Raw genomic sequence first — 19133 nt, 5'->3', positions numbered from 1 at the left:
ACACCACGGCCCCGCACCACCCGGGTGCGGGGCCGCGCAACGGGGTGACTCAGCCGGTCGTCAGGGCGGTGTCGTCCACGACGAAGCTGGTCTGCAGCGAGGAGTCCTCCACGCCGTTGAACTTCAGCGTGACCGTCGAGCCCGCCAGCGAGGACAGGTCGAAGGACCTCTGGCTGTAGCCGGAGGCCTTGTTGAGGTTCGAGTAGGTCGCCAGCGTCTTCGAGCCCGCGGTCACCGTCAGCTTGTCGTACTGCGTGCCGGTGGTGGTCTCCACGGTGTCGATGTGCAGGTAGAAGGTCAGGGTCGCCTTGCAGCCCGCGGGGATCGTCACCGACTGGGACAGGGTGTCGGTGTGCGAGGAGCCGTAGCCGTCGAGCCAGGCCTTGTACGAACCGCCGTGCGCGGCCTCACCGGTGTCGTTGGTGATGACGCCGCTGGTGGCGGTCCAGCCGGTGCTCCCGGACTCGAAGCCGGGGTTGCTCAGCAGCTGGGCCGAGGTGCAACCGCCTCCACCGCTGGAGTTGACCGTCCAGGTGAAGGTCGCGGTGCCGGTCGCTCCGGTGGAGTCGGTCACCGTCACCGTGGTGTTGGAGGTTCCCGCCGTGGTGGGCGTGCCCGTGATCAGACCGGTGGAGCTGTTGATCGACAGGCCCGCGGGCAGCCCGGAGGCGCTGTAGCTCAGGGCGCCGCTGTTGGTGCTGCTCGCCTGGATCTGCAGGCTCACGCCCGTGCCGACGGTCGAGGTCTGGCTGCCCGGGTTGGTGACCGTCACACCGCTGCTCGGCGGGGTGATGTGGCTGCCGACGTTGATGCCGGCGAAGGCGTTGCCGACCCCCGCGTACTGTGTGGAGTTGGTGCCGTACAGGGCCGCGGCCGCGTTCAGGGCGGCGGTGCGGGCGGCGGCGTAGTCGGTGCTCGACGTCATGTACGTCGTCAGCGCCTTGTACCAGATCTGCAGCGCGGCGGCCCGGCCGATACCGGTGACGGCGACGCCGTCGGAGGTCGGGCTGTTGTAGGTCACCCCGTTGATGACCTTGGTGCCGCTGCCCTCGGACAGCAGGTAGAACATGTGGTTCGCCGGACCCGAGGAGTAGTGCACGTCGAGGCCACCGACGCCCGAGTACCAGCTGTCCGCCGAGCCGCCGTCCTTGCTGGGCTTGTCCATGTAGCGCAGCGGGGTGCCGTCGCCGTTGATGTTGATCTTCTCGCCGATGAGGTAGTCACCGGGGTCGGAGCTGTTGTTGGCGTAGAACTCCACGCCGGTGCCCATGATGTCGCTGGTCGCCTCGTTCAGGCCGCCGGACTCACCGGTGTACTCCAGGCCCGCGGTGTTGGAGGTGACGCCGTGGCTCATCTCGTGGCCGGCCACGTCCAGGGACGTCAGCGGGTCGTTGTTGCCGGACCCGTCGCCGTAGGTCATGCAGAAGCAGCCGTCGTCCCAGAAGGCGTTCACGTACGAGTTGCCGTAGTGGACCCGGCTGTAGGCGGCGACGCCGTCGTTGCGGATGCCGCTGCGGCCGAAGGTGTTCTTGTAGAAGTCCCAGGTCTCCTGCGCGCCGTAGTGGGCGTCCGCGCCCGCCGTGGCGGCGTTGGAGTTGGTGCCGTCGCCCCAGGTGTCGTTGGTCTGCGAGAACAGCGTCCCGGTACCCGAGGTGCCGTGGTTGAGGTTGTACGTCTTGTGACCGCCGCGCGTCCCGTCGTTCAGCGTGTACGTCGAACCAGACTGCGTCGTCGTCAGCGTGACCTGCCCGCTGTACCGGGTGTTGCCGGTGCCGGTCCTGACCGCCTGGTACCGGTACAGCTCCTTGCCGGTCGTGGCGTCGGTGACGACGTGCAGCTGGCTGGGCGTGCCGTCGTCCTGGAAGCCGCCGATGACGGTCTCCCAGGCGAGCTTCGGGGTGCCGCTGCCGGCCCAGATCACCTTGCGGACGCTGTCGGCGGTGGGTTTCTCGGCGGCGAGGGACTTGGCGGCCTTCAGCGCCTTGGTCTCGGCTGCCGATCTGGTGAAGGTCGCGGTGGTGGAGGCGACCTCGATCCTGTGCTTGTTGTTGTAGGTGGTGCTCACGGTGCCCGCGGCCAGGGAGGCGGGCGGGGTGTGCACGACGAGGTCACCGCCGAGGACGGGGAGGCCGGCGTAGGTGCGCTCGTACCGTGTGTGCAGGGTGCCGTCGTTGTCCTTGACGACGTCCTTGACGACCAGCTTCTCCTTCGCGCCGAGGCCGAGGGTGCGGGCCGTCGCGGCGGACTTCTGCTGGGCGCTCCTGATCAGCGCGTGGTGCTGGGCCGGGCTGAGCCGTGCCTCCAGGCCGCCGCTGCGCAGCGGGCTCGGGTGGGGGGCGGCGGGCTTGGCCATGGCCGGGGCGGCCTGTATGCCGACGGCGAGGAAAGCCGCGGTGGAGACCAGGGCGGCTCCGACCGTGGCACGCTTGTGACCTCTGGGGGAAAGGGGTCTGTGGGGAAGGCGTCTCACTCGTACTCCTCCTGCTGCGGTCGCCGGGACGCGACCGGTGACAGACGGGCAGACGGGTCTGCTGCCCGGGCGAGCTGAGCTGTGCCGAACCGTGATCCGTGAACTCACCAGGGATGCCGGTGCGGGGAAGGATTCCAGCCTTGACCCGCACATGTCAGCCATGTGCGGGTATTCGAGGGTTTTCCCTATGCCGGTCGCCGCGGGTGCCGGGCCTGCCGGGGGGAGGTGAGGTGAGGTGTGACGGTGCGGCCCAGCGGTTCCCGGCGCTCCGCCGGCCGATGGCTGTCCTCGTGCTGCGCCAGGTCGCCGACGAGTTCGGCGCAGTGGGGGCACGGGCGGCCCACGACGCCCATGGCAGGATCTCGATCATGAGGAACGCAGCAGAGGACCGGCCCGTTGCCCTGGTCACCGGGTCCACGTCCGGGATCGGGGAAGCCGTCGCACGGCGGCTGGCCGCGGACGGCATGCGGGTGGTCGTGCACTCCCGGCAAAGCGCCGAGGCCGGGCAGGCGCTGGCCACGGAGCTGGGCGGCGTGTACGTCCGGGCGGACCTGGCCGTGGAGGAGGAGGCCCGTGGGCTGGTGGAGGCGGCGCTCGGCCGGTGCGGGCGGCTGGACGCGCTGGTGAACAACGCGGGCATCAGCTGGCCCGTCCCGCACGCCGACCTGGCCGCGGCGACACCGGCGGCCTGGCGGCAGCTGCTGGAGGTCAACCTCATCGCCCCCTGGGTCCTGTGCACCGCGGCACTTCCGGCACTCCGCGAGTCCCCCGCGGGCGGCACCATCGTGAACGTCACCAGCCACGCCGGGGTACGGCCCAAGGGCTCGTCGGTGCCGTACGCGGCGAGCAAGGCGGCGCTGAACCACGTCACCCGGCTGCTGGCGGCCGCGCTCGCACCCGATGTGCGGGTGAACGCGGTGGCGCCGGGGCTGGTGGACACGCCCATGACGAAGGACTGGACGCAGGCACACGAACTCTGGCGCGAACGCGCCCCCATGCGCCGCCCGGCCCAGCCCGCCGACGTGGCCGATCTGGTGGCGTCGGTCATCGCCAACAGCTACCTCACCGGCGAGGTCATCCTGCTCGACGGCGGTCTGAACCTCACCTGACGACATCGAGCGAGGCGCCTGGACCCCCGGACCACACGCGGTCTCGGCGTCCCCACGCCGGCGGCCTCACAGCCGTACGGTCATCGTGACCGCCACTTCGTCGCCCGGCGCGAGCTCTTCCGGCCGGCGCACGGCGTTCTTCAGTGGCAGCAGATAGCCGCCGTCCCTGGGGAAAAGGGACGTGGTGAAGGCCGTGGCGCCGATCCTGGCCTCGACCGGGATCACCCCCCAGCCGTAGCTGGCGGCCGCGGCCACGTCACGGATGTCGGCGGACTCGGCGTCCGGAACGGCGACGAAGTAGTACGGCGCCGGGCCCCGCCACTCCACGACCCGGCCGGCGAAGGCGAGTTCCATACGTGCCCCTCCTGAAGGCGGCTCTCAGCGTAGTACCGATGGTCGGGCGACCGGCGCCGAGGCCTGCGACCGGCGGTCGGCGGGCCCCGCCAACCGCCGCTGACCGGTGCGTTGTTACCGTGCACGACGTGTCTGACTCCTCGCGCGATACCGCACAGGGCGCCGGCTGGGGCTCGGCCGAGCCCGGTGCCTACAAACAGCTGATGCCGGACCACGTCGAGAAGCTGTCGTGGCTGAATCCGCGGACGCTGTGGGCAGCCCGCAACGGCGTGCTGGCGTCCTGGTTCGGTGATCCGACCGGCCGTACCCGCAGCCGCTGGGTGGCGCGCCGGCAGGCGGCCGGGGCGCCCGCCGACAAGGTGATCAGGCGGGAGGTCTCCGACCGGTTCTCGTTCATGGTCATCGGCGACACCGGCGAGGGCGACGACTCCCAGTACGCCGTCGTACCGGGGCTTCTGAAGATGAGTCAGGGCACGGACTTCGCGGTGATCGCCAGCGATGTGATCTATCCCGTGGGCAGCGCCCGGGACTACGGCGACAAGTTCTTCCGCCCCTACCGGGACTACCCGGCGCCGATCTTCGCGATACCGGGCAACCACGACTGGTACGAGGACCTCGGCGCCTTCATGCGCGTCTTCTGCGCCGACACCCCGCCGCTCGGCCCCGAGCCACGGCCCCGCCCGCTCAGCCGTGCCTGGTGGCGCGCGCTGCTGTGGCACCGGCCCCGGCCGACGGACGAACAACGGCTCGCCGCCGCACGGGCGTTGCGGGCCGCCCCCGGCCAGCAGGCGGTGCAGCCGGGACCGTACTGGGCGATCGACGCCGGCCCGGTGCGGATCGTCGGTATCGACACCGGTCTGCTCGGCACCATCGACGCCGAGCAGGGCGCCTGGCTGCGCGAGGTGTCCCGGGGGCCCCGGCCGAAGATCCTCGTCACCGGGTCGCCGCTGTACGTCGACGGCGAACACCACCCGTGCCCCATCGAGGGCGGTGGCACGGTGGACGGCATCGTCCGCGATCCGGAGCACCACTACGTGGCCGCGATCGGCGGCGACATCCACAACTACCAGCGCTATCCGGTCGACGTCGACGGCCGCACCGTCCAGTACGTGGTCGCGGGCGGCGGCGGGGCGTTCATGCACGCCACGCACACCATCCCGCGGGTGTCGGTCGCGGGCGTCACCGAGCGGGACTTCCGCTGCTATCCGCTGCGCGGGGACTCGCTGGCCTTCTACAGCCGTCTGTACGGCCGCCGGCTGCGGCTGCGCCGCTTCTTCACCCTGAGCGAGGCCGAGGCGACCGCGGTCGTCGCCGAACGCCTCGGTATCGAGCCGGGCCGCAAGACCGGCTCCGACGCCCGGATCACCCGGCGCACCCGGCTGGTTTCGAGCCTCCTCGGCACCGGCGGCCGCCCGGACCGCACGTCCCGGTTCCGGCTGCCCGTGCGCAAGGTCTACACCCAGCTGTTCTCACCCGGGTCGGCCACCTACAGCCCGCCGTTCTTCAAGTGCTTCCTGCGGCTGGACGTCGCTCCCGAGGAGGTCCGGCTGCGCTGTTTCGCCGCGACCGGCAACCGGCAGCAGGAGCTCGATCCGCCGGTCGAGGACGAGGTCGTCATTCCGCTGAAGTGATCACACGGTTGTCACACTCGCCTGCCAGAATCGGGAGGCGAAGCGACATACGACCGCTGGAGGAGCCCGTGCCGTCCACCGCCCGCCCGCTGCGCAAGCTGGGCTTCCTCACCATCGGCCTGTTCGACCCGGCGGATCCGGCCCGGGGCCACGAGTCCACTCTGGAGATCATCGAGCTGGGCGAGCGACTCGGCTTCGACAGCGCGTGGCTGCGCCACCGTCACCTGCAGTACGGCATCTCCTCCCCGTTCGCCGTGCTCGCAGCCGCCTCCCAGCGCACCCGCCGGATCGAGCTGGGCACCGCGGTGACCCCGCTCGGCTGGGAGAACCCGTTGCGCCTCGCCGAGGACCTGGCGACGGTGGACGTCCTGTCCGGCGGCCGGCTCAACCCGGGCGTCAGCGTGGGTCCGCCGATGCACTTCGAGCAGGTCAAGGAGGCCTTGTACCCGGACACGGCCGACGCCGAGGACTTCTCGTACGAGCGCGTGCGGCGGCTGCTGGACCTGGTGCGGGGCGGCCCCGCGAGCGGCTTCAGCGGGGTCGAGGGATTCGAGGCGTTCTCGGACGTGGTCCAGCCGCGTTCCCCTGGCCTCGGCCGACGGCTGTGGTACGGCGGGGGCAGCCTCGGCTCGGCCCGCTGGGCGGGCGAGCACGGGATGAACTTCCTGACGAGCAGCGTGGTCAAGGCGGAACGGCCGGACGGGCCATGGGATTTCGCCGAGATCCAGCTGTCCCTCGTCCGGGAGTTCCGTGCCCGTCACCCCGACGGCGAGGCGGCCCGAGTGTCGCAGGGGCTGGTGGTGATCCCCACCGACTCCGCGAGCCCGGAGCAGCGCGCCAGGTACACGCAGTACGCGGCGAAGCGCCTGCCCCGCACGGCCTCCCCGCAGGGACCGGCCCGGCTGCTGTTCGCCCCGGACCTGGTCGGCACGTCCGAGGAGATCGCCGGCCGGCTGCGCGCGCACGCCGCGTTCCGCGAGGTGGACGAGGTGGCGTTCGCGCTGCCGTTCACCTTCGAGCACGAGGACTACGTACAGATCCTGACGGACATGGCGACGAAACTGGGCCCGGCGCTGGGGTGGAAGCCGGCGGGCTGACGGCCGGCTCCGGCACCGGGCGCCGTCGTGCCCCGCTCACCAGCGGCCGGGGCTGATCCCCGGCGCCCGCTTCGGCCCTCGGCCGGGCCCGTCTCACCACCGGCCCGCTTCCGTTCCCACGACCGCCTCCGATCGCCTGCCGTCGACACCCACCGGCATCTCCCCCGCGAGCATCACCCGGTGCATGATCCGGGGAAAGTCCAGGTGGGCGTTGTCGCTGGGGGCGAGGTGGACGGTGGCCCGGTTGTCCCAGAAGGCGACGCTGCCCGGCTCCCAGCGGAAGCGGACCGTGTACTCGGGACGGACGGCCTGCTCCAGGAGCATCTCCAGCAGGGCCGCGCTCTCCGGGCGGGAGACGTCCATGATCTGTTCCACGTAGTAGCCGTTGACGAACAGCACCCGCTCCCCCGTCTCCGGGTGCACCCGGACCAGCGGATGCACCGAGGCGACCTGGTGGTCGAGCAGATGACGCAGATACGCGTCGTCGCCGGGCCGGGGCTGGTAGCCCACGCCGAGCCGGTGCTCGGCGCGCAGCCCGTCCACGAAGGCCCGGACCGGCGCCGAGAGACCGGCGTAGGCGGCGGCCAGGTTGGCCCAGGTGGTGTCACCGCCGTAGGGCGGGACCGTCTCGGCGCGCAGGACGGTCGCGGCGGGCGGGTCGATCCGGGCGCCGTGGTCGCAGTGCCAGCCGCGCAGCAGGGTGTGCCGGCGGCGGCGCAGCCACTCCTCGTGCTCCATGCCGAACCGGCCACCCAGCTCCAGCCGGTCGGCGGTCGTCTCGATCTCGGGGAAGTCCGCCGGTGAGGCACTGCCCCGGCGGCCGAGGACGACGGGTTCGCCGAAGCGGCGGGCGAAGGCCACATGTCCGGCGTGGTCCAGTTCCTGCCCGCGGAAGAACACCACCTTCCAGCGCAGCACGGCCTGGCGGATCAGGGCCACCACGGAGTCGTCGAGCGGCCCGGCGAGGTCGACGCCGGTGATCTCGGCCCCGATGTGCCCCGCGACCGGCCTCACCTCCACGCCCTCGCCCCGCTCGGTCCGGTCCGCGGTGGCCCTGTGCGTCGTCATACGCGCTCCCGTGCTCGTCTGAACCAGCTCCACCCTACGGAACACCGGCGGGCAGCGAGTCTTCCGCGGACGGGCAGTCGGGCGAGACGTTGCCCCGGTGCGGTCCGGTTGATCAGCGCTCACCCCATCCGTGAGGCTGGAAGGACGACACAGTCGAGGGAAGGTCCCATCGTGAACGGCATTCCGGCGCACACGCTCAACGACGGTACGACGATCCCCGCCATCGGCCTCGGCACCTGGCCGCTGGACGACAGGGCGGCCGAGCAGGCCGTACGCTCCGCGCTCGGCCTGGGCTACCGGCTCGTGGACACCGCGACGAACTACCGCAACGAGACCGGGGTCGGGCGGGGCATAGCCGGCAGTGGGGTGCCCCGCGAGGACGTGGTGGTGACGACCAAGCTGCCCGGCCGGCACCACGGCTACGAGGAAGCCCTCGCCTCCTTCGAGGAGTCCCGGCGGCGGCTCGGTCTGGAGTACGTGGACCTGTATCTGATCCACTGGCCCAACCCCCGGGTCGGCAGGTACGTCGACTCGTGGAAGGCGATGATCAAGCTGCGGGAGGACGGGCTGGTCCGCTCGATCGGCGTCTCGAACTTCACGCCGGAGCACGTCACGCGGCTGGAGAAGGAGACCGGGGTGCTGCCCTCGGTGAACCAGATCGAGCTGCATCCCCTGTTCCCGCAGGAGGAGTTGCGCGCCTTCCACGCGGACAAGGGCATCGTCACCGAGAGCTGGAGCCCGCTGGGCCGGGGCAGTGACCTGCTGGCCGATCCCGCGGTCACGCGGATCGCCGAGGCACATGGGGTGTCACCGGGGCAGGTGCTGCTGCGCTGGCACGTCCAGGTGGGCGCGTTGCCCATCCCGAAGTCGGCCGACCCCGGTCGGCAGCGCGCCAACCTGGACGTCTTCGGCTTCGAACTGGACTCCGACCAGCTGGCGGCGATCGCCGGCCGCGCCCCGCGGCGACTCGGCGGGGACCCCGAGCGGCACGAGGAGTTCTGAGACCGGGCGGCCGCGGCCCCTACTGCTCCTCGGTCCGTTCCGGCGCTCCGGCGGGCCGGGCCTGCCCGCTCGGGGGTGCGCTGAGGCTCCCGAGGATGTCCAGCAGTTCGGCGCTGCGGCTGCCCGGCTCGGCATGGAAGACGACCAGGGTGAGTCCGTCGGTGCCGTCCACGGACAGCTTGTTCGACTGCAGGTCGAGCTCGCCGACCTGCGGATGGGTCAGACGGCTCACCCGGCCGCGCCGGGGCCGTACCTCGTGCCGGGCCCACAGGGTGCGGAAGCGTTCGCTGCGCAGGGACAGTTCGCCGACCAGGTCGCGCAGCCGCGGGTCGTCCGCGTCGGCCCCGGCCTCGGACCGCAGCGCGGCCACGCCCTCCTCGGTGAGGGCCTCCCAGTCGCGGCGCAGCTCGCGCTCGGCCGGGTCGAGGAAGACGGCGCGCAGGAGGTTGACGCCGGTCCGGTAGTTCGGGGTGAGTGCGGTGGCGAGGGCGTTGGCGGCCAGGCAGTCGGTGTAGCGGTTCTGGACGTAGGCGGGGTTGCGCGGCCAGCCGTCGATGAGCTGCAGCAGACTCACCGGCACCTGTTGCGGGCGGCCCGCGGACCGTTCGCGGGAGCCGGGCCGCTCCTGGGCGAGTTGGACGAGATGGGCGGTGGCGTCGGCGTCGAGGCGCAGCACGCCGGCGATGGCCTCCAGGACCTGCACGGACGGGTTGCGGTCGCGGCCCTGCTCCAGCCGCAGGTAGTAGTCGGAGCTGATGCCGGCCAGCATCGCGACCTCCTCGCGGCGCAGGCCCGGCACCCGGCGCAGACCGCCGCCGGGCAGCCCCACGTCCTCGGGCCGCACCAGCGCCCGGCGGGCGCGCAGGAACTCGCCGAGCGCGTTCGATCCGTCCATGGCCTCACCGTACGGCCGCCCGGCCGGCGGTGACTGGCCCTGTCACTCCCAGGATCACCGGGGTACTGCAAGCCAGGGCGCCACGGGCGCAGGGTGGAAAGCGCGGCCGCCGCAAGGACCGGCGGCCCGGACATCTCGCGCACCACCCTGAGAGGTACGACATGACTGCACAGCTCGGCGGCACCGTCACCCCGGCCGACGGCCTGACCCTGACCCGGGTCGGCTACGGCGCCATGCAGCTGGCGGGGCCGCACGTCTTCGGCCCGCCGAGGGACCGCGGCCGGGCGGTGGCGGTGCTCCGCGCGGTGGTGGAGGCGGGCATCACGCACATCGACACCGCCGACTTCTACGGGCCCGTGGTCGTCAACGAACTCATCCGCGAGGCCCTGCACCCCTACCCGGCAGAGCTGCACATCGTCACCAAGGTCGGCGCCCGCCGGGGAGCCGACGGCAGCTGGATCCTGTCCCGGCATCCCGAGGACCTGAAGGCTCAGGTCCACGACAACCTGCGGAACCTCGGTGTGGACACGCTGGACATCGTCAATCTGCGGCTGGGTGACGTGGACACCCCGAACGACGACTCCCTGGCCGAGCAGTTCGGCGCGCTGGCCGAGCTGCGGGAGCGGGGGCTCATCCGGCACCTGGGGCTGAGCACGGTGACCGCGGCGCAGCTGGACGAGGCCCTCGCGATCGCGCCCGTGGTGACCGTGCAGAACCTGTACAACCTGGCCGACCGGCGGGGCGACGCCCTGGTGGAGCGCACGGCGGCCGAGAACATCGCCTTCGTGCCGTACTTCCCGCTCGGCGGCTTCACACCGCTGCAGTCCGAGACGCTGGCGAAGGTCGCCGCCCGGCTGGGGGCCTCGCCGCAGCAGGTGGCGCTGGCCTGGCTGCTGCGGCGGTCGCCGAACATCGCGCTCATCCCCGGCACCTCCTCGCCGGAGCACCTGCGGGAGAACATCGCCGCCGCGTCCCTGGTGCTGCCGGACGACGCGGTCGCCGAGCTGAACGGCATCGTGGGCTGAACGGACCGGCCCGGGGTACCCGGGGCCCGTGAGGCGGACGCAGGGAAGGAGCCGCACGTGGCAGCGGAGGACCGGCTGCGGACGTACCGCGGCAAGCGCGACTTCGAGCGGACCCGCGAACCCTCGGGCCAAGAGGCCGGGGCCGGGGGCGAGGAGCCCCGGTTCGTGGTGCAGATCCACGACGCACGGCGGATGCACTTCGACTTCCGGCTCCAGGTCGACGACGTCCTGAAGTCCTGGTCCGTCCCGAAGGGCCCGTCCACCGACCCGGCCGACAAACGGCTGGCCGTGCCGACCGAGGACCATCCGCTGGACTACGAGGACTTCGAGGGCGTGATCCCGAAGGGCGAGTACGGCGGCGGCACGGTGATCGTGTGGGACCGCGGCACCTACGAGCCGCTCAGCCACGACAGCCGGGGCCGTCCGGTGGAGTTCGCCCAGTCGCTGGAACGCGGACACGCCACCTTCCGGCTGCACGGCAGCAAACTGCACGGCGAGTACGCGCTGACCCGGTTCCGGGGTGGCGAGGACGACGAGGAGGCCTGGCTGCTGGTGCGCAAGGGTCCGGCACGGCCGGACGGGCACGGCACGCCGGATCCCCGCCGGGCCCGCTCGGTGCGCACCGGCCGCACCCTCGCGCAGGTCGCGGCCGACGACGGCGCGTGAGCCACGCTGCCGTGCCGTACGCGTGATCAGGTGCCGGTCAGCGCGCCTGCTCGGCCCAGATCGTCTTGCCCCGCCCGGTCTGCCGGCTGCCCCAGCGCTGGGTGAGCTGGGCGACCAGCAGCAGTCCGCGTCCGCCCTCGTCGTAGGCGTGGGCCCGGCGCAGGTGCGGTGAGGTGGAACTGGCGTCGGAGACCTCGCAGATGAGCGCGCGGTCACGGATCAGCCGGAGCTGGATGGGCGGTTCGCCGTAGCGGATGGCGTTGGTGACGAGTTCGCTGACCACGAGCTCGGTGACGAAGGCGGCCTGGTCCAGTCCCCAGGCGGTCAGCCGCTCTCCGGCCGCCTGCCTCAGGACGGCGACGGAGGCGGGATCCGGCTTGACGTCCCAGGTGGCGACCCGGTCGGCGCCGAGGGCGCGGGTGCGCACGAGGAGCAGCGCGACGTCGTCGGCGGGCTGGTCGGCAGGACCGCCTTGAGGACGCTGCCGCACAGGGCATCGAGGGAGTCGGCGGGCGCGCTCAGGGCCCGGAGCAGTTCGTCGGTGGCGCCGTCGGGGTCCCGGTCGCTGTTCTCGACGAGGCCGTCGGTGTAGAGCGCGACGACGGAACCCTCGGGCAGTTCCAGTTCCGTCGCCTCGAACGGCAGCCCGCCGACGCCGAGGGGCGGTCCGGCGGTCATGGGTACGGGTTCGGCGGTGCCGCCGGGCAGCACGACGGCCGGGGCCGGGTGGCCGGCGGCGGCCAGGGCGAGGCGGCGGCAGAGGGGGTCGTACACGGCGTACAGGCAGGTCGCGCCGAGTTCGGCGACCTCCTCGCCGCTGTCGTCGGAGGCCAGGTGGGTGACCAGGTCGTCCAGGTGGGTGAGGAGTTCGTCGGGTGGCAGGTCGACGTCGGCGAGGGTGCGCACGGCCGTCCGCAGGCGGCCCATGGTGGCCGAGGACTGGATGCCGTGGCCGACCACGTCGCCGACGACCAGGCCCACCCGGCCGCCGGAGAGCGGGATGACGTCGAACCAGTCGCCGCCGATGCCGGCCAGTGAGCCGCAGGGCAGATAGCGGTGCGCCACCTCGACCGTGGCCTGCCCGGGCAGGCCACGGGGCAGCAGGCTGTGCTGGAGGGCGAGGGCGGTGGTGCGTTCGCGGGCGAAACGGCGGGCGTTGTCGATGCAGACGGCGGCGCGGCTGCCGAGTTCCTCGGCGAAGACGGCGTCGTCGGGGCCGTAGTCGTCGGGGTGGGCCATGCGGACGCAGACCGCGACGCCGAGAGTGGTGCCGCGGGCCCGGAGCGGAATGGCGAGCAGGGAGTGGACGCCCTGCCGGAAGGGGCGGCCCTCGGGCGAGCGCACGTTGCGTTCGTCGAGCCATACGGCGAATTCGGGTCGCCGGCCTGGCTGAGCACGGCGTGGCCCCCGCTCAGGGCGCGGGCGGGCGGCGAGTCCGGCGCGTAGACATGGGTCTCGCCGATGCGGACGGCCGCGCCCGGGTCCCCTTCGTGGGTCGAGCCGTGGGCGACGCGGTGCAGGACGACTCCGCCGGCCGGGATCATCGGCGGCTCGTCCGCGCCGAGCACCCAGTCGAGCAGGTTGACGCTGGCGAAGTCGGCGTAGCGCGGGACGAGGATGTCGACCAGTTCCTCGGCGGTGCGCACCACGTCCAGGGTGGTGCCGATGCCGGTCGACGCTTCGTTGAGCAGGGCGAGGCGGCGCCGGGCCCAGTACTGTTCGGTGTTGTCGAAGGCCGCCATGGCGGCCCCGGTCAGCTCGCCGGTGCCGGCGCGCAGCGGCCACATCTCGATGCTCCAGAGATGTTCCCGGTTCAGTGCGGGGGCGTCGGCGAAGCTCTCGTAGCGGACGGGCCGGCCGGTCTCGGCGACCTCCTGGAGGTGGCGCAGGAAGCCCCGGTTGTACTCCGTGTCCCGTACGGTCTCCCGGAAGAACCGGCCGGTGAGCGCTGCCTCGGGGACGCCCATCACCTTGCAGGCCGTGTCGTTGACGCGCAGATAGCGCTGCTGGAGGTCGAAGACCGACATGGACAGGGAGGCCTCCTCGAAGGCCTCCGCCGCAAGCGTGGTGCCGGGCGGGTCCGCCGTGACGACGTAACCGGTGGGCTCCCCGTCGGCTCCGGCGACGGGGCAGGCGGGCCACCTCGACGAGGTGGCCGTCACGGTGGCGCAGCTCGGCGGTGCCGGCCCGCGCGGCGAGCATGCCGGGCGGGATGGCACCGGCGAGCAGCCCGGCCGCGGGCCGGCCCACGACGTCCCCGGCCGGGCGGCCCGTGAGCCGCCGTGCGCCCTCGCTCCACCCGGTCACCGTGCCCAGGGCGTCGATGAACGCCACGGCGGCACCATGCTTCATATGCCCCAGGATGTTCCGATTGCTTCGACGCATCAAGCGCGGGACCGTTCCGGCGTCTTCGGCGCGGTCCGGGAGCGGATCAGCCCGTGTGGGCGCGCAGGACGGTAAGGGCCCGGTCGGCGTGGGTGTTCATGCGCAGTTCGCTGCGGACGATCTCCAGCACGGTGCGGTCCTGGGCGATCACGAAGGTGACGCGCCTGGTGGGGGCGAGGGAGAAGCCGCGCCGGACGCCGAACCGCTCACGGACCGTGCCGTCGGCGTCCGAGAGCAGCGGCATGCCGAGGCCGTGCCGGCCGGTGAACTCCTGCTGCTTGTCCACGCTGTCCCCGCTGATGCCGACGGGCCGGGCGCCGACGGCGGCGAATTCGGCGGCGAGGTCGCGGAAGTGGCACGCCTCGGCGGTGCAGCCGCGGGTCAGTGCGGCCGGGTAGAAGAACAGCACGACCGGGCCGTCGGCCAGGAGCTCGGTGAGCCGGCGGGTGGTGCCGGTCTCGTCGGGCAGGGCGAAGTCCTCGGCCTTGTCCCCGACCTCGATGCGGTCTCTCATGAGCGTCCCTCCTCGTTCCGGGCGACTCCCCGCGCCCACAGCACCAGCGGCACCTGCAGCGGAAGCCGCGCGAGGGCGGCCGTCCGCAGCGGCGCGGGCCGGTGCCGCCAGTCCAGGGCCAGCTGTACGTTCGCCGGGAACACCCCGACGAAGAAGGCCGCGGCCGCCTTCGCGGCGACCGCGCGGGTGCGGGGCGCGGCGATCCCGGCCGCCAGGGCCAGCTCCACGACCCCGCTGCCGTACGTCCATGCCCTGGGCGAACCCGGCAGGCGGCGGGGAATGGTGGCGTCGAACGAGCGTGGGGCGGCGAAGTGGGCGACCCCGGCCGCGGCCAGCAGGCCGGCGAGCAGCAGGGGCGAGCGTTCGGACCGGGGCACGGTTCCTCCTGTGGTGGCCTGCCGCCGGATATTACTGGACGGTAGACGGTGCGGAGCTCAGCGGCCGCTCGCGCAAGTCAAGCGGGTCCCGTCGGGCCCCCGTCGCGCGGGGGGTCCGTCCCGGGGGACGTCCCGGGCGTCCCAGGGGACGGCGGGACGGCATTGCGGCGCTCCGCGATGGAAACGCTGGCTGTCGTGATCACTCCTCGTGGTCACGAGAACGACAGCCGGAGGTTTCCATGATCCGACGGACCTTCAAGAGCGGACTACTGGCGACGGTCGCGGTACTCGCGTTCCTGCCCACGGCGGCCGGGGCCACCGCGGCGAGCGCCGCCACCCAGCAGCCGGCGCCCAGCGCCGTCACCCAGCAGGACACCCACCACCGCGGGCACGTCACGCGCCACTTCCACCACCACGTCCACCTGCGCAAGCACCACGTGCTCCGCCTCACACCCGGGGGAGCGGCGTACCGCTACGTGCCGGCGCTGCACGCGGCCCGGTACCGCCTGCAGTACCGTCTCGTGGCGCAGTGGGTGCCGTACCGCACCCTGCCGGCGACCGGCCGCGTCACCACCCGGCACGTCCGGCTCAACGTCCGCTCCGGACCGGGCACCGGCTACCGGGTGATCGGCCACCGGCACACGGGCCGGCAGCTGGCGCTCGTCTGCAGGACGCGCGGCTCCTCGGTGTACGGCAACCACACCTGGTACCGGCTGTCGCACCACCGGGGCTACGTCTCGGCGCGCTACGTCCGCGCCAACCGCGCTCTTCCCTGGTGCTGACGGCCCGACACCGCCGCATAACAAGTCACCGAAGGCCCGTTCGACGACCCCCGAACGGGCCTTCGGTACGCCTGCGCTTCACCATCCTCCTACCTCACCGTGTGTTGCGGTCGCCGCACTCCGGGAAGTCATTCCGACAACAGGGGCTAAAACGCCCATAGCGGAAAGGGAGTCGAGGACGCACGATGCGGCACCCCCAAGCAGCGACCGCGCCGGACGAGCCACTGGTGGCGGGGCTGCGCGAACTGAAGGACCGTACGGGGCTGAGCCTGGCGGCGCTGGCCGCCCGCACCCCGTACAGCAAGTCCGCGTGGCACCGCTACCTGTCCGGCGGCGCGCCGCCGCCCAGACCCGCCGTGGAGGCGCTCTGCCGCCTTGCCGGCACCGACCCCGACCCCGTACTGGCCCTCTGGCGGGCCGCCGACATCCCGCCGCCCGTAGCCGCGCCCGAACGGCCCGGCCGCGGGCGGCGGTTGGGACGGACCCCGGCACGGCGTGCGCCCTGGCTGCCGCTGTCCGCGCTCGCTCTCTTCGGCGCGGCGACGGCGGTGACCGCCGCCGTCACCCTGTCCGGGCGTCCGGGCAGCGCACCCGCCGCGCAGCCCCTGCCGGCAGTGCCGCACTGTCACGGCCGGTCCTGTCAGGGCGTGTTGCCCGACGCGTCGGCGTGCGCCCGGGACGCGCGGACCACGAGCACCGTCACGGGCCCGGCCTACACCGTGCTGCTGCGCTACTCGCCGGCCTGCAAAACCGCCTGGTCCCAGGTGCGGCTGCGGTCGGCCAAGGCCCGTGAGGTGTCGGTGCGGGCGGGCCAGGACGTCCTCTCGGCCCGCTACCCGGCGGACGACGTGGCCGGGGACAGCAGCCCGATGCTGTCGGCGTCCTCACCGCGCGGTGTGGAGGCCTGCGCCGAGGTGGGCGGTGAGCTGGCGTGCACTGGTCTGGACGCGGAGCCGGACGGGCAGGGGTGACCGGCACCGCCGGGTACGGCGGCGGGGCCCGGCACCGTACGCGGGGCGGGGCCGGCCGGAGGCCACCTTCGCGGCACCGCTCGACGGCCGCGTGGATCACGAGGGCTCGGTCAGCCGCTCGTCACTGGCCGCGACGGCCCTTGGCCGCACACCTCCGGAACCAGGGGGCACTCCGTGATCGCGACCGCTTCCTCCACGGTCACCACCCGCAGCCGCGAACCGCGGTTGCGGATCCTCTCGACCAGTCCCCGCGCCTCCGGATCGATCAGCGCCGCACGAATGCCGGCCCGCGTCACACCGAACCGTGCGCGACAGGAATCGCTCTGCGGCGAGCCGACTCCCACCGCCTCCCAGGGCTGTCCGCGAGGAGGCCCGGCCGGGGCCAGCCACAGGGTGCACCCTCGGCAGGGGACGGCGTGCCGGCCGGACTCCCGGTGCCGGTGCCCCCGGGCGACAGCGGACACCGCCGGGTGCCGGCCGTGCTCCCCCAGTTGCGGCACGCGTGACGCCCGGTCGCCGGGGCCCGTTCAGGGGAACCGGCGGCCCGAGGCGCGTACGGCCGCCGGGAGCGGTCGAGATCTTCAGCCGTGACCGCCGCACCCCTGCCGCTCATCGCGCCGATGCTCGCCACTCCCGGCCGCCTGCCCTCCGCCGCCCAGGACCAGAGGTGGGCGTACGAGACCAAGCAGGACGGCCAGCGGGTGATGGTCTATCTGCCCGGCGACGGCGGTGTGCTGCTGCGCGCCCGCTCGGGCGAGGACATCACCGCGGCCTATCCCGAACTGCGGCCGCTCGGCGGCGCGCTGGGCACCAGGGCCGCCGTGCTGGACGGCGAGGTGCTGGCCCTGGACGACCGGGGGCGGGCCGACTTCCAGTTGCTGCAGAGCCGGATGGGGCTCGCGCACGCCCCCGCCCGGGCGGCGCGCCGGGCAGCCCAGGTCCCGGTGCACCTGGTGCTGTTCGACGTCCCGTACCTGGAGGAGTCCCTGGTGCGGCTGCCGTACGTGCGGCGGCGGGCGCGGCTGCAGGAGCTCGGGCTGGCCGGGCCGAACTGGTCGACGCCCGGCGCGGTGACCGGGCACGGTGCCGAGGCGCTCGCGGCGACCAGGGAACACGGCCTGGAGGGGCTGGTGTGCAAGCGGCTGGACTCGGTGTACGAGCCCGGGGTGCGCTCCCGTTCCTGGATCAAGATCCGGAACATGCGCGCCGAGGACGTGGTCGTCGGCGGCTGGCTGTCCGGCAAGGGACGGCTCGTCGGGCTGCCCGGCGCGGTGCTGGTCGGTCAGCGCGACACGGCGGGCCGGCTGCGGTACGTCGGCGGGGTGGGCACCGGCTGGAGCGAGGCCGAGCGGACGGAACTGGCCCGGCTGCTGGAGGACGCCGCGAGCAGCCGGTGCCCCTTCGATCCGGTCCCGCGGATCCCGGACGCCCGGTGGGTGCTGCCGCGGCTGGTGGGCGAGGTCAACTACAGCACCCGTACCCGCGCCGGACTGCTGCGCCAGCCCTCCTGGCTGCGGCTGCGCCCGGATCTGACGCCGGAGGAGTCGGCGGCGGACCTGCCCGAGGGCTTCGGCTGAAGATCGGGCGGTCGAGTCCGGCTCGGGCCGAGGGGTCTATCGTGGGGGCATGCCGGTTCCCGAACTGATCCGTGTCGTCTCCCGCGACTCCCCGATGGCTCTCGCACAAGTGGAGCGGGTCCGCGCCGAGTTGGCCGTCCTGCACCCGGGTGTGCGCACCGAGGTGGTGCCGGTGAGGACCACCGGCGACAAGTGGCTCGGCGATCTGTCCAAGGTCGAGGGCAAAGGGGCGTTCACCAAGGAGGTGGACGCGGCGCTGCTGGCGGGTGAGGCCGATCTCGCGGTGCACTGCGTCAAGGACGTGCCGGCCGACCGGCCGCTGCCCGCCGGGACGGTGTTCGCCGCGTTCCTGAAGCGCGACGACATCCGCGACGCGCTGGTGCATCCGGGCCGTCTCACCCTGGACGAGTTGCCGGCCGGCACCCGGATCGGCACGTCCTCGGTGCGCCGGGTGGCCCAACTGGCCGCCACGCACCCGCATCTGGAGTGCGTGCCGTTCCGCGGGAACGCCAACCGCCGCCTGGAGAAGCTGGCCGCCGGGGAGGCGGACGCGCTGCTGCTGGCAGCGGCCGGGCTGGAACGGATCGGCCGTACGGACGTGATCAGCGAGGTGCTGTCGACGGAGGAGATGATGCCGCCGATCGGCGCGGGCATCCTCGCATTGCAGTGCCGGCAGGACGACACCGACGTGATCGATGTCGTCAGCGGGCTCGGCGACCCGGACACGCACCGGGAGGCGACGGCCGAGCGGATGTTCCTGCACGTGCTGCAGGGCCACTGCAACAGCCCGATCGCGGGCTACGCGCGCGCGGACCGCAGCGGGGAGCTGTCCCTGCGGGCGTGTGTGTTCACTCCGGACGGCAAGACCCGGCTGAACGCCCACGAGTGGGCGGGCCGGCTCGATCCGGAGACCCTCGGCACCTCGGTCGCGGTGGCGCTGCTGCGACAGGGGGCCCGCGAGATCATCGACGGTATCCCGCACTGACGGTACGGCCCCGCCGCCGCCCGCGTCAGGCGGTGCCGGGTTCCGTCTGGTCCCGCAGGAAGGCGCTGACCTGGTGGGCGAGGCTGCCCTGTCCGGGGGCCGCGGGGGGGGGCGCCGGGGGGGGCCCCAGGGAAGCGAGGCCGCCCCTCCCCAAACAGCGGGGGGGCCAACCCCCCTCCCCCCCCCACTTTACCCATACGTTCACATTGGACAAGGGGGACCCGG

The 19133-nt window shown here is 73.0% G+C and carries 16 protein-coding genes and 2 pseudogenes; 10 read left to right on the top strand and 8 right to left on the bottom strand.

The annotated features are described in order from the left end of the window. Window positions 1–49: 49 nt before the first annotated feature. On the bottom strand, window positions 50–2470 hold the full coding sequence (locus ACZ7HQ_RS26320; RefSeq protein ID WP_470994506.1) for a M4 family metallopeptidase: 2421 nt from the start codon (window positions 2468–2470) through the stop codon (window positions 50–52). A 368-nt stretch (window positions 2471–2838) separates the two neighbouring features. Here ACZ7HQ_RS26320 and ACZ7HQ_RS26315 point away from each other — a divergent pair, with 368 nt between their 5' ends. Beyond that, entirely contained in the window at window positions 2839–3579 is a 741-nt protein-coding gene (locus ACZ7HQ_RS26315) for an SDR family NAD(P)-dependent oxidoreductase (protein ID WP_470994504.1), read from the top strand. 66 nt (window positions 3580–3645) lie between these two features. On the opposite strand, the gene ACZ7HQ_RS26310 is transcribed toward ACZ7HQ_RS26315, so the two are convergent. Beyond that, complete coding sequence (locus ACZ7HQ_RS26310) at window positions 3646–3933, bottom strand: DUF1905 domain-containing protein (protein WP_470994501.1); 288 nt, start codon at window positions 3931–3933, stop codon at window positions 3646–3648. A 128-nt stretch (window positions 3934–4061) separates the two neighbouring features. On the opposite strand from ACZ7HQ_RS26310, the gene ACZ7HQ_RS26305 reads away from it, so the two are divergent. Then, window positions 4062–5564, top strand: a complete 1503-nt coding sequence (locus ACZ7HQ_RS26305; RefSeq protein ID WP_470994498.1) for a metallophosphoesterase family protein — start codon at window positions 4062–4064, stop codon at window positions 5562–5564. 68 nt (window positions 5565–5632) lie between these two features. Further along, on the top strand, window positions 5633–6661 hold the full coding sequence (locus ACZ7HQ_RS26300; protein ID WP_470994495.1) for an LLM class flavin-dependent oxidoreductase: 1029 nt from the start codon (window positions 5633–5635) through the stop codon (window positions 6659–6661). A gap of 93 nt (window positions 6662–6754) precedes the next feature. On the opposite strand, the gene ACZ7HQ_RS26295 is transcribed toward ACZ7HQ_RS26300, so the two are convergent. Beyond that, a complete protein-coding gene (locus tag ACZ7HQ_RS26295; RefSeq protein WP_470994492.1) occupies window positions 6755–7729 on the bottom strand; it encodes a TauD/TfdA dioxygenase family protein in 975 nt (324 codons plus the stop codon). A gap of 171 nt (window positions 7730–7900) precedes the next feature. Here ACZ7HQ_RS26295 and ACZ7HQ_RS26290 point away from each other — a divergent pair, with 171 nt between their 5' ends. After that, window positions 7901–8731, top strand: a complete 831-nt coding sequence (locus ACZ7HQ_RS26290) for an aldo/keto reductase (protein ID WP_470994489.1) — start codon at window positions 7901–7903, stop codon at window positions 8729–8731. Window positions 8732–8750: 19 nt separating this feature from the next. On the opposite strand, the gene ACZ7HQ_RS26285 is transcribed toward ACZ7HQ_RS26290, so the two are convergent. Continuing rightward, window positions 8751–9626 (bottom strand): helix-turn-helix domain-containing protein, encoded by an 876-nt coding sequence (locus ACZ7HQ_RS26285; protein WP_470994487.1) that lies wholly within the window; start codon window positions 9624–9626, stop codon window positions 8751–8753. A gap of 161 nt (window positions 9627–9787) precedes the next feature. On the opposite strand from ACZ7HQ_RS26285, the gene ACZ7HQ_RS26280 reads away from it, so the two are divergent. Together ACZ7HQ_RS26280 and ACZ7HQ_RS26275 are read left to right on the top strand one after the other, a co-directional pair. After that, on the top strand, window positions 9788–10651 hold the full coding sequence (locus ACZ7HQ_RS26280; protein ID WP_470994484.1) for an oxidoreductase: 864 nt from the start codon (window positions 9788–9790) through the stop codon (window positions 10649–10651). A 57-nt stretch (window positions 10652–10708) separates the two neighbouring features. Next, entirely contained in the window at window positions 10709–11317 is a 609-nt protein-coding gene (locus ACZ7HQ_RS26275; RefSeq protein ID WP_470994482.1) for a DNA polymerase ligase N-terminal domain-containing protein, read from the top strand. Between the two features lie 37 nt (window positions 11318–11354). On the opposite strand, the pseudogene ACZ7HQ_RS26270 reads toward ACZ7HQ_RS26275, so the two are convergent. The 3 genes and pseudogenes from ACZ7HQ_RS26270 to ACZ7HQ_RS26260 all read right to left on the bottom strand — a co-directional run bounded on the left by ACZ7HQ_RS26270 (window position 11355) and on the right by ACZ7HQ_RS26260 (window position 14593). Continuing rightward, window positions 11355–13669 (bottom strand): annotated as a pseudogene (locus ACZ7HQ_RS26270) (ATP-binding SpoIIE family protein phosphatase). A gap of 79 nt (window positions 13670–13748) precedes the next feature. Further along, the gene (locus ACZ7HQ_RS26265) at window positions 13749–14216 is read right to left on the bottom strand and encodes a peroxiredoxin (RefSeq protein ID WP_470994479.1); all 468 of its coding nucleotides are present in this window, start codon (window positions 14214–14216) and stop codon (window positions 13749–13751) included. Further along, window positions 14213–14593, bottom strand: a complete 381-nt coding sequence (locus ACZ7HQ_RS26260; protein WP_470994477.1) for a DoxX family protein — start codon at window positions 14591–14593, stop codon at window positions 14213–14215. The genes ACZ7HQ_RS26265 and ACZ7HQ_RS26260 overlap by 4 nt, the downstream gene beginning before the upstream one ends. Before the next feature lie 239 nt (window positions 14594–14832). On the opposite strand from ACZ7HQ_RS26260, the gene ACZ7HQ_RS26255 reads away from it, so the two are divergent. Together ACZ7HQ_RS26255 and ACZ7HQ_RS26250 are read left to right on the top strand one after the other, a co-directional pair. After that, window positions 14833–15375 carry an SH3 domain-containing protein gene (locus tag ACZ7HQ_RS26255; protein WP_470994475.1) on the top strand — a complete coding sequence of 181 codons (543 nt, stop codon included), beginning with the start codon at window positions 14833–14835 and terminating at the stop codon, window positions 15373–15375. Window positions 15376–15560: 185 nt separating this feature from the next. Then, on the top strand, window positions 15561–16346 hold the full coding sequence (locus ACZ7HQ_RS26250; protein WP_470994473.1) for an XRE family transcriptional regulator: 786 nt from the start codon (window positions 15561–15563) through the stop codon (window positions 16344–16346). Window positions 16347–16451: 105 nt separating this feature from the next. On the opposite strand, the pseudogene ACZ7HQ_RS26245 reads toward ACZ7HQ_RS26250, so the two are convergent. Beyond that, window positions 16452–16690 (bottom strand): annotated as a pseudogene (locus ACZ7HQ_RS26245) (hypothetical protein); the annotation flags it as partial. A 276-nt stretch (window positions 16691–16966) separates the two neighbouring features. On the opposite strand from ACZ7HQ_RS26245, the gene ACZ7HQ_RS26240 reads away from it, so the two are divergent. Then, window positions 16967–17923, top strand: a complete 957-nt coding sequence (locus tag ACZ7HQ_RS26240; RefSeq protein WP_470995298.1) for an ATP-dependent DNA ligase — start codon at window positions 16967–16969, stop codon at window positions 17921–17923. 49 nt (window positions 17924–17972) lie between these two features. Further along, window positions 17973–18908: a hydroxymethylbilane synthase gene (gene hemC / locus ACZ7HQ_RS26235; protein WP_470994471.1), complete on the top strand. Its 936-nt coding sequence runs from the start codon at window positions 17973–17975 to the stop codon at window positions 18906–18908. Window positions 18909–19133 lie beyond the last annotated feature (225 nt).

Source organism: Streptomyces sp. NPDC037290 (genome assembly GCF_055603245.1).
This window is presented reverse-complemented; position numbering and strand designations above follow the sequence as displayed.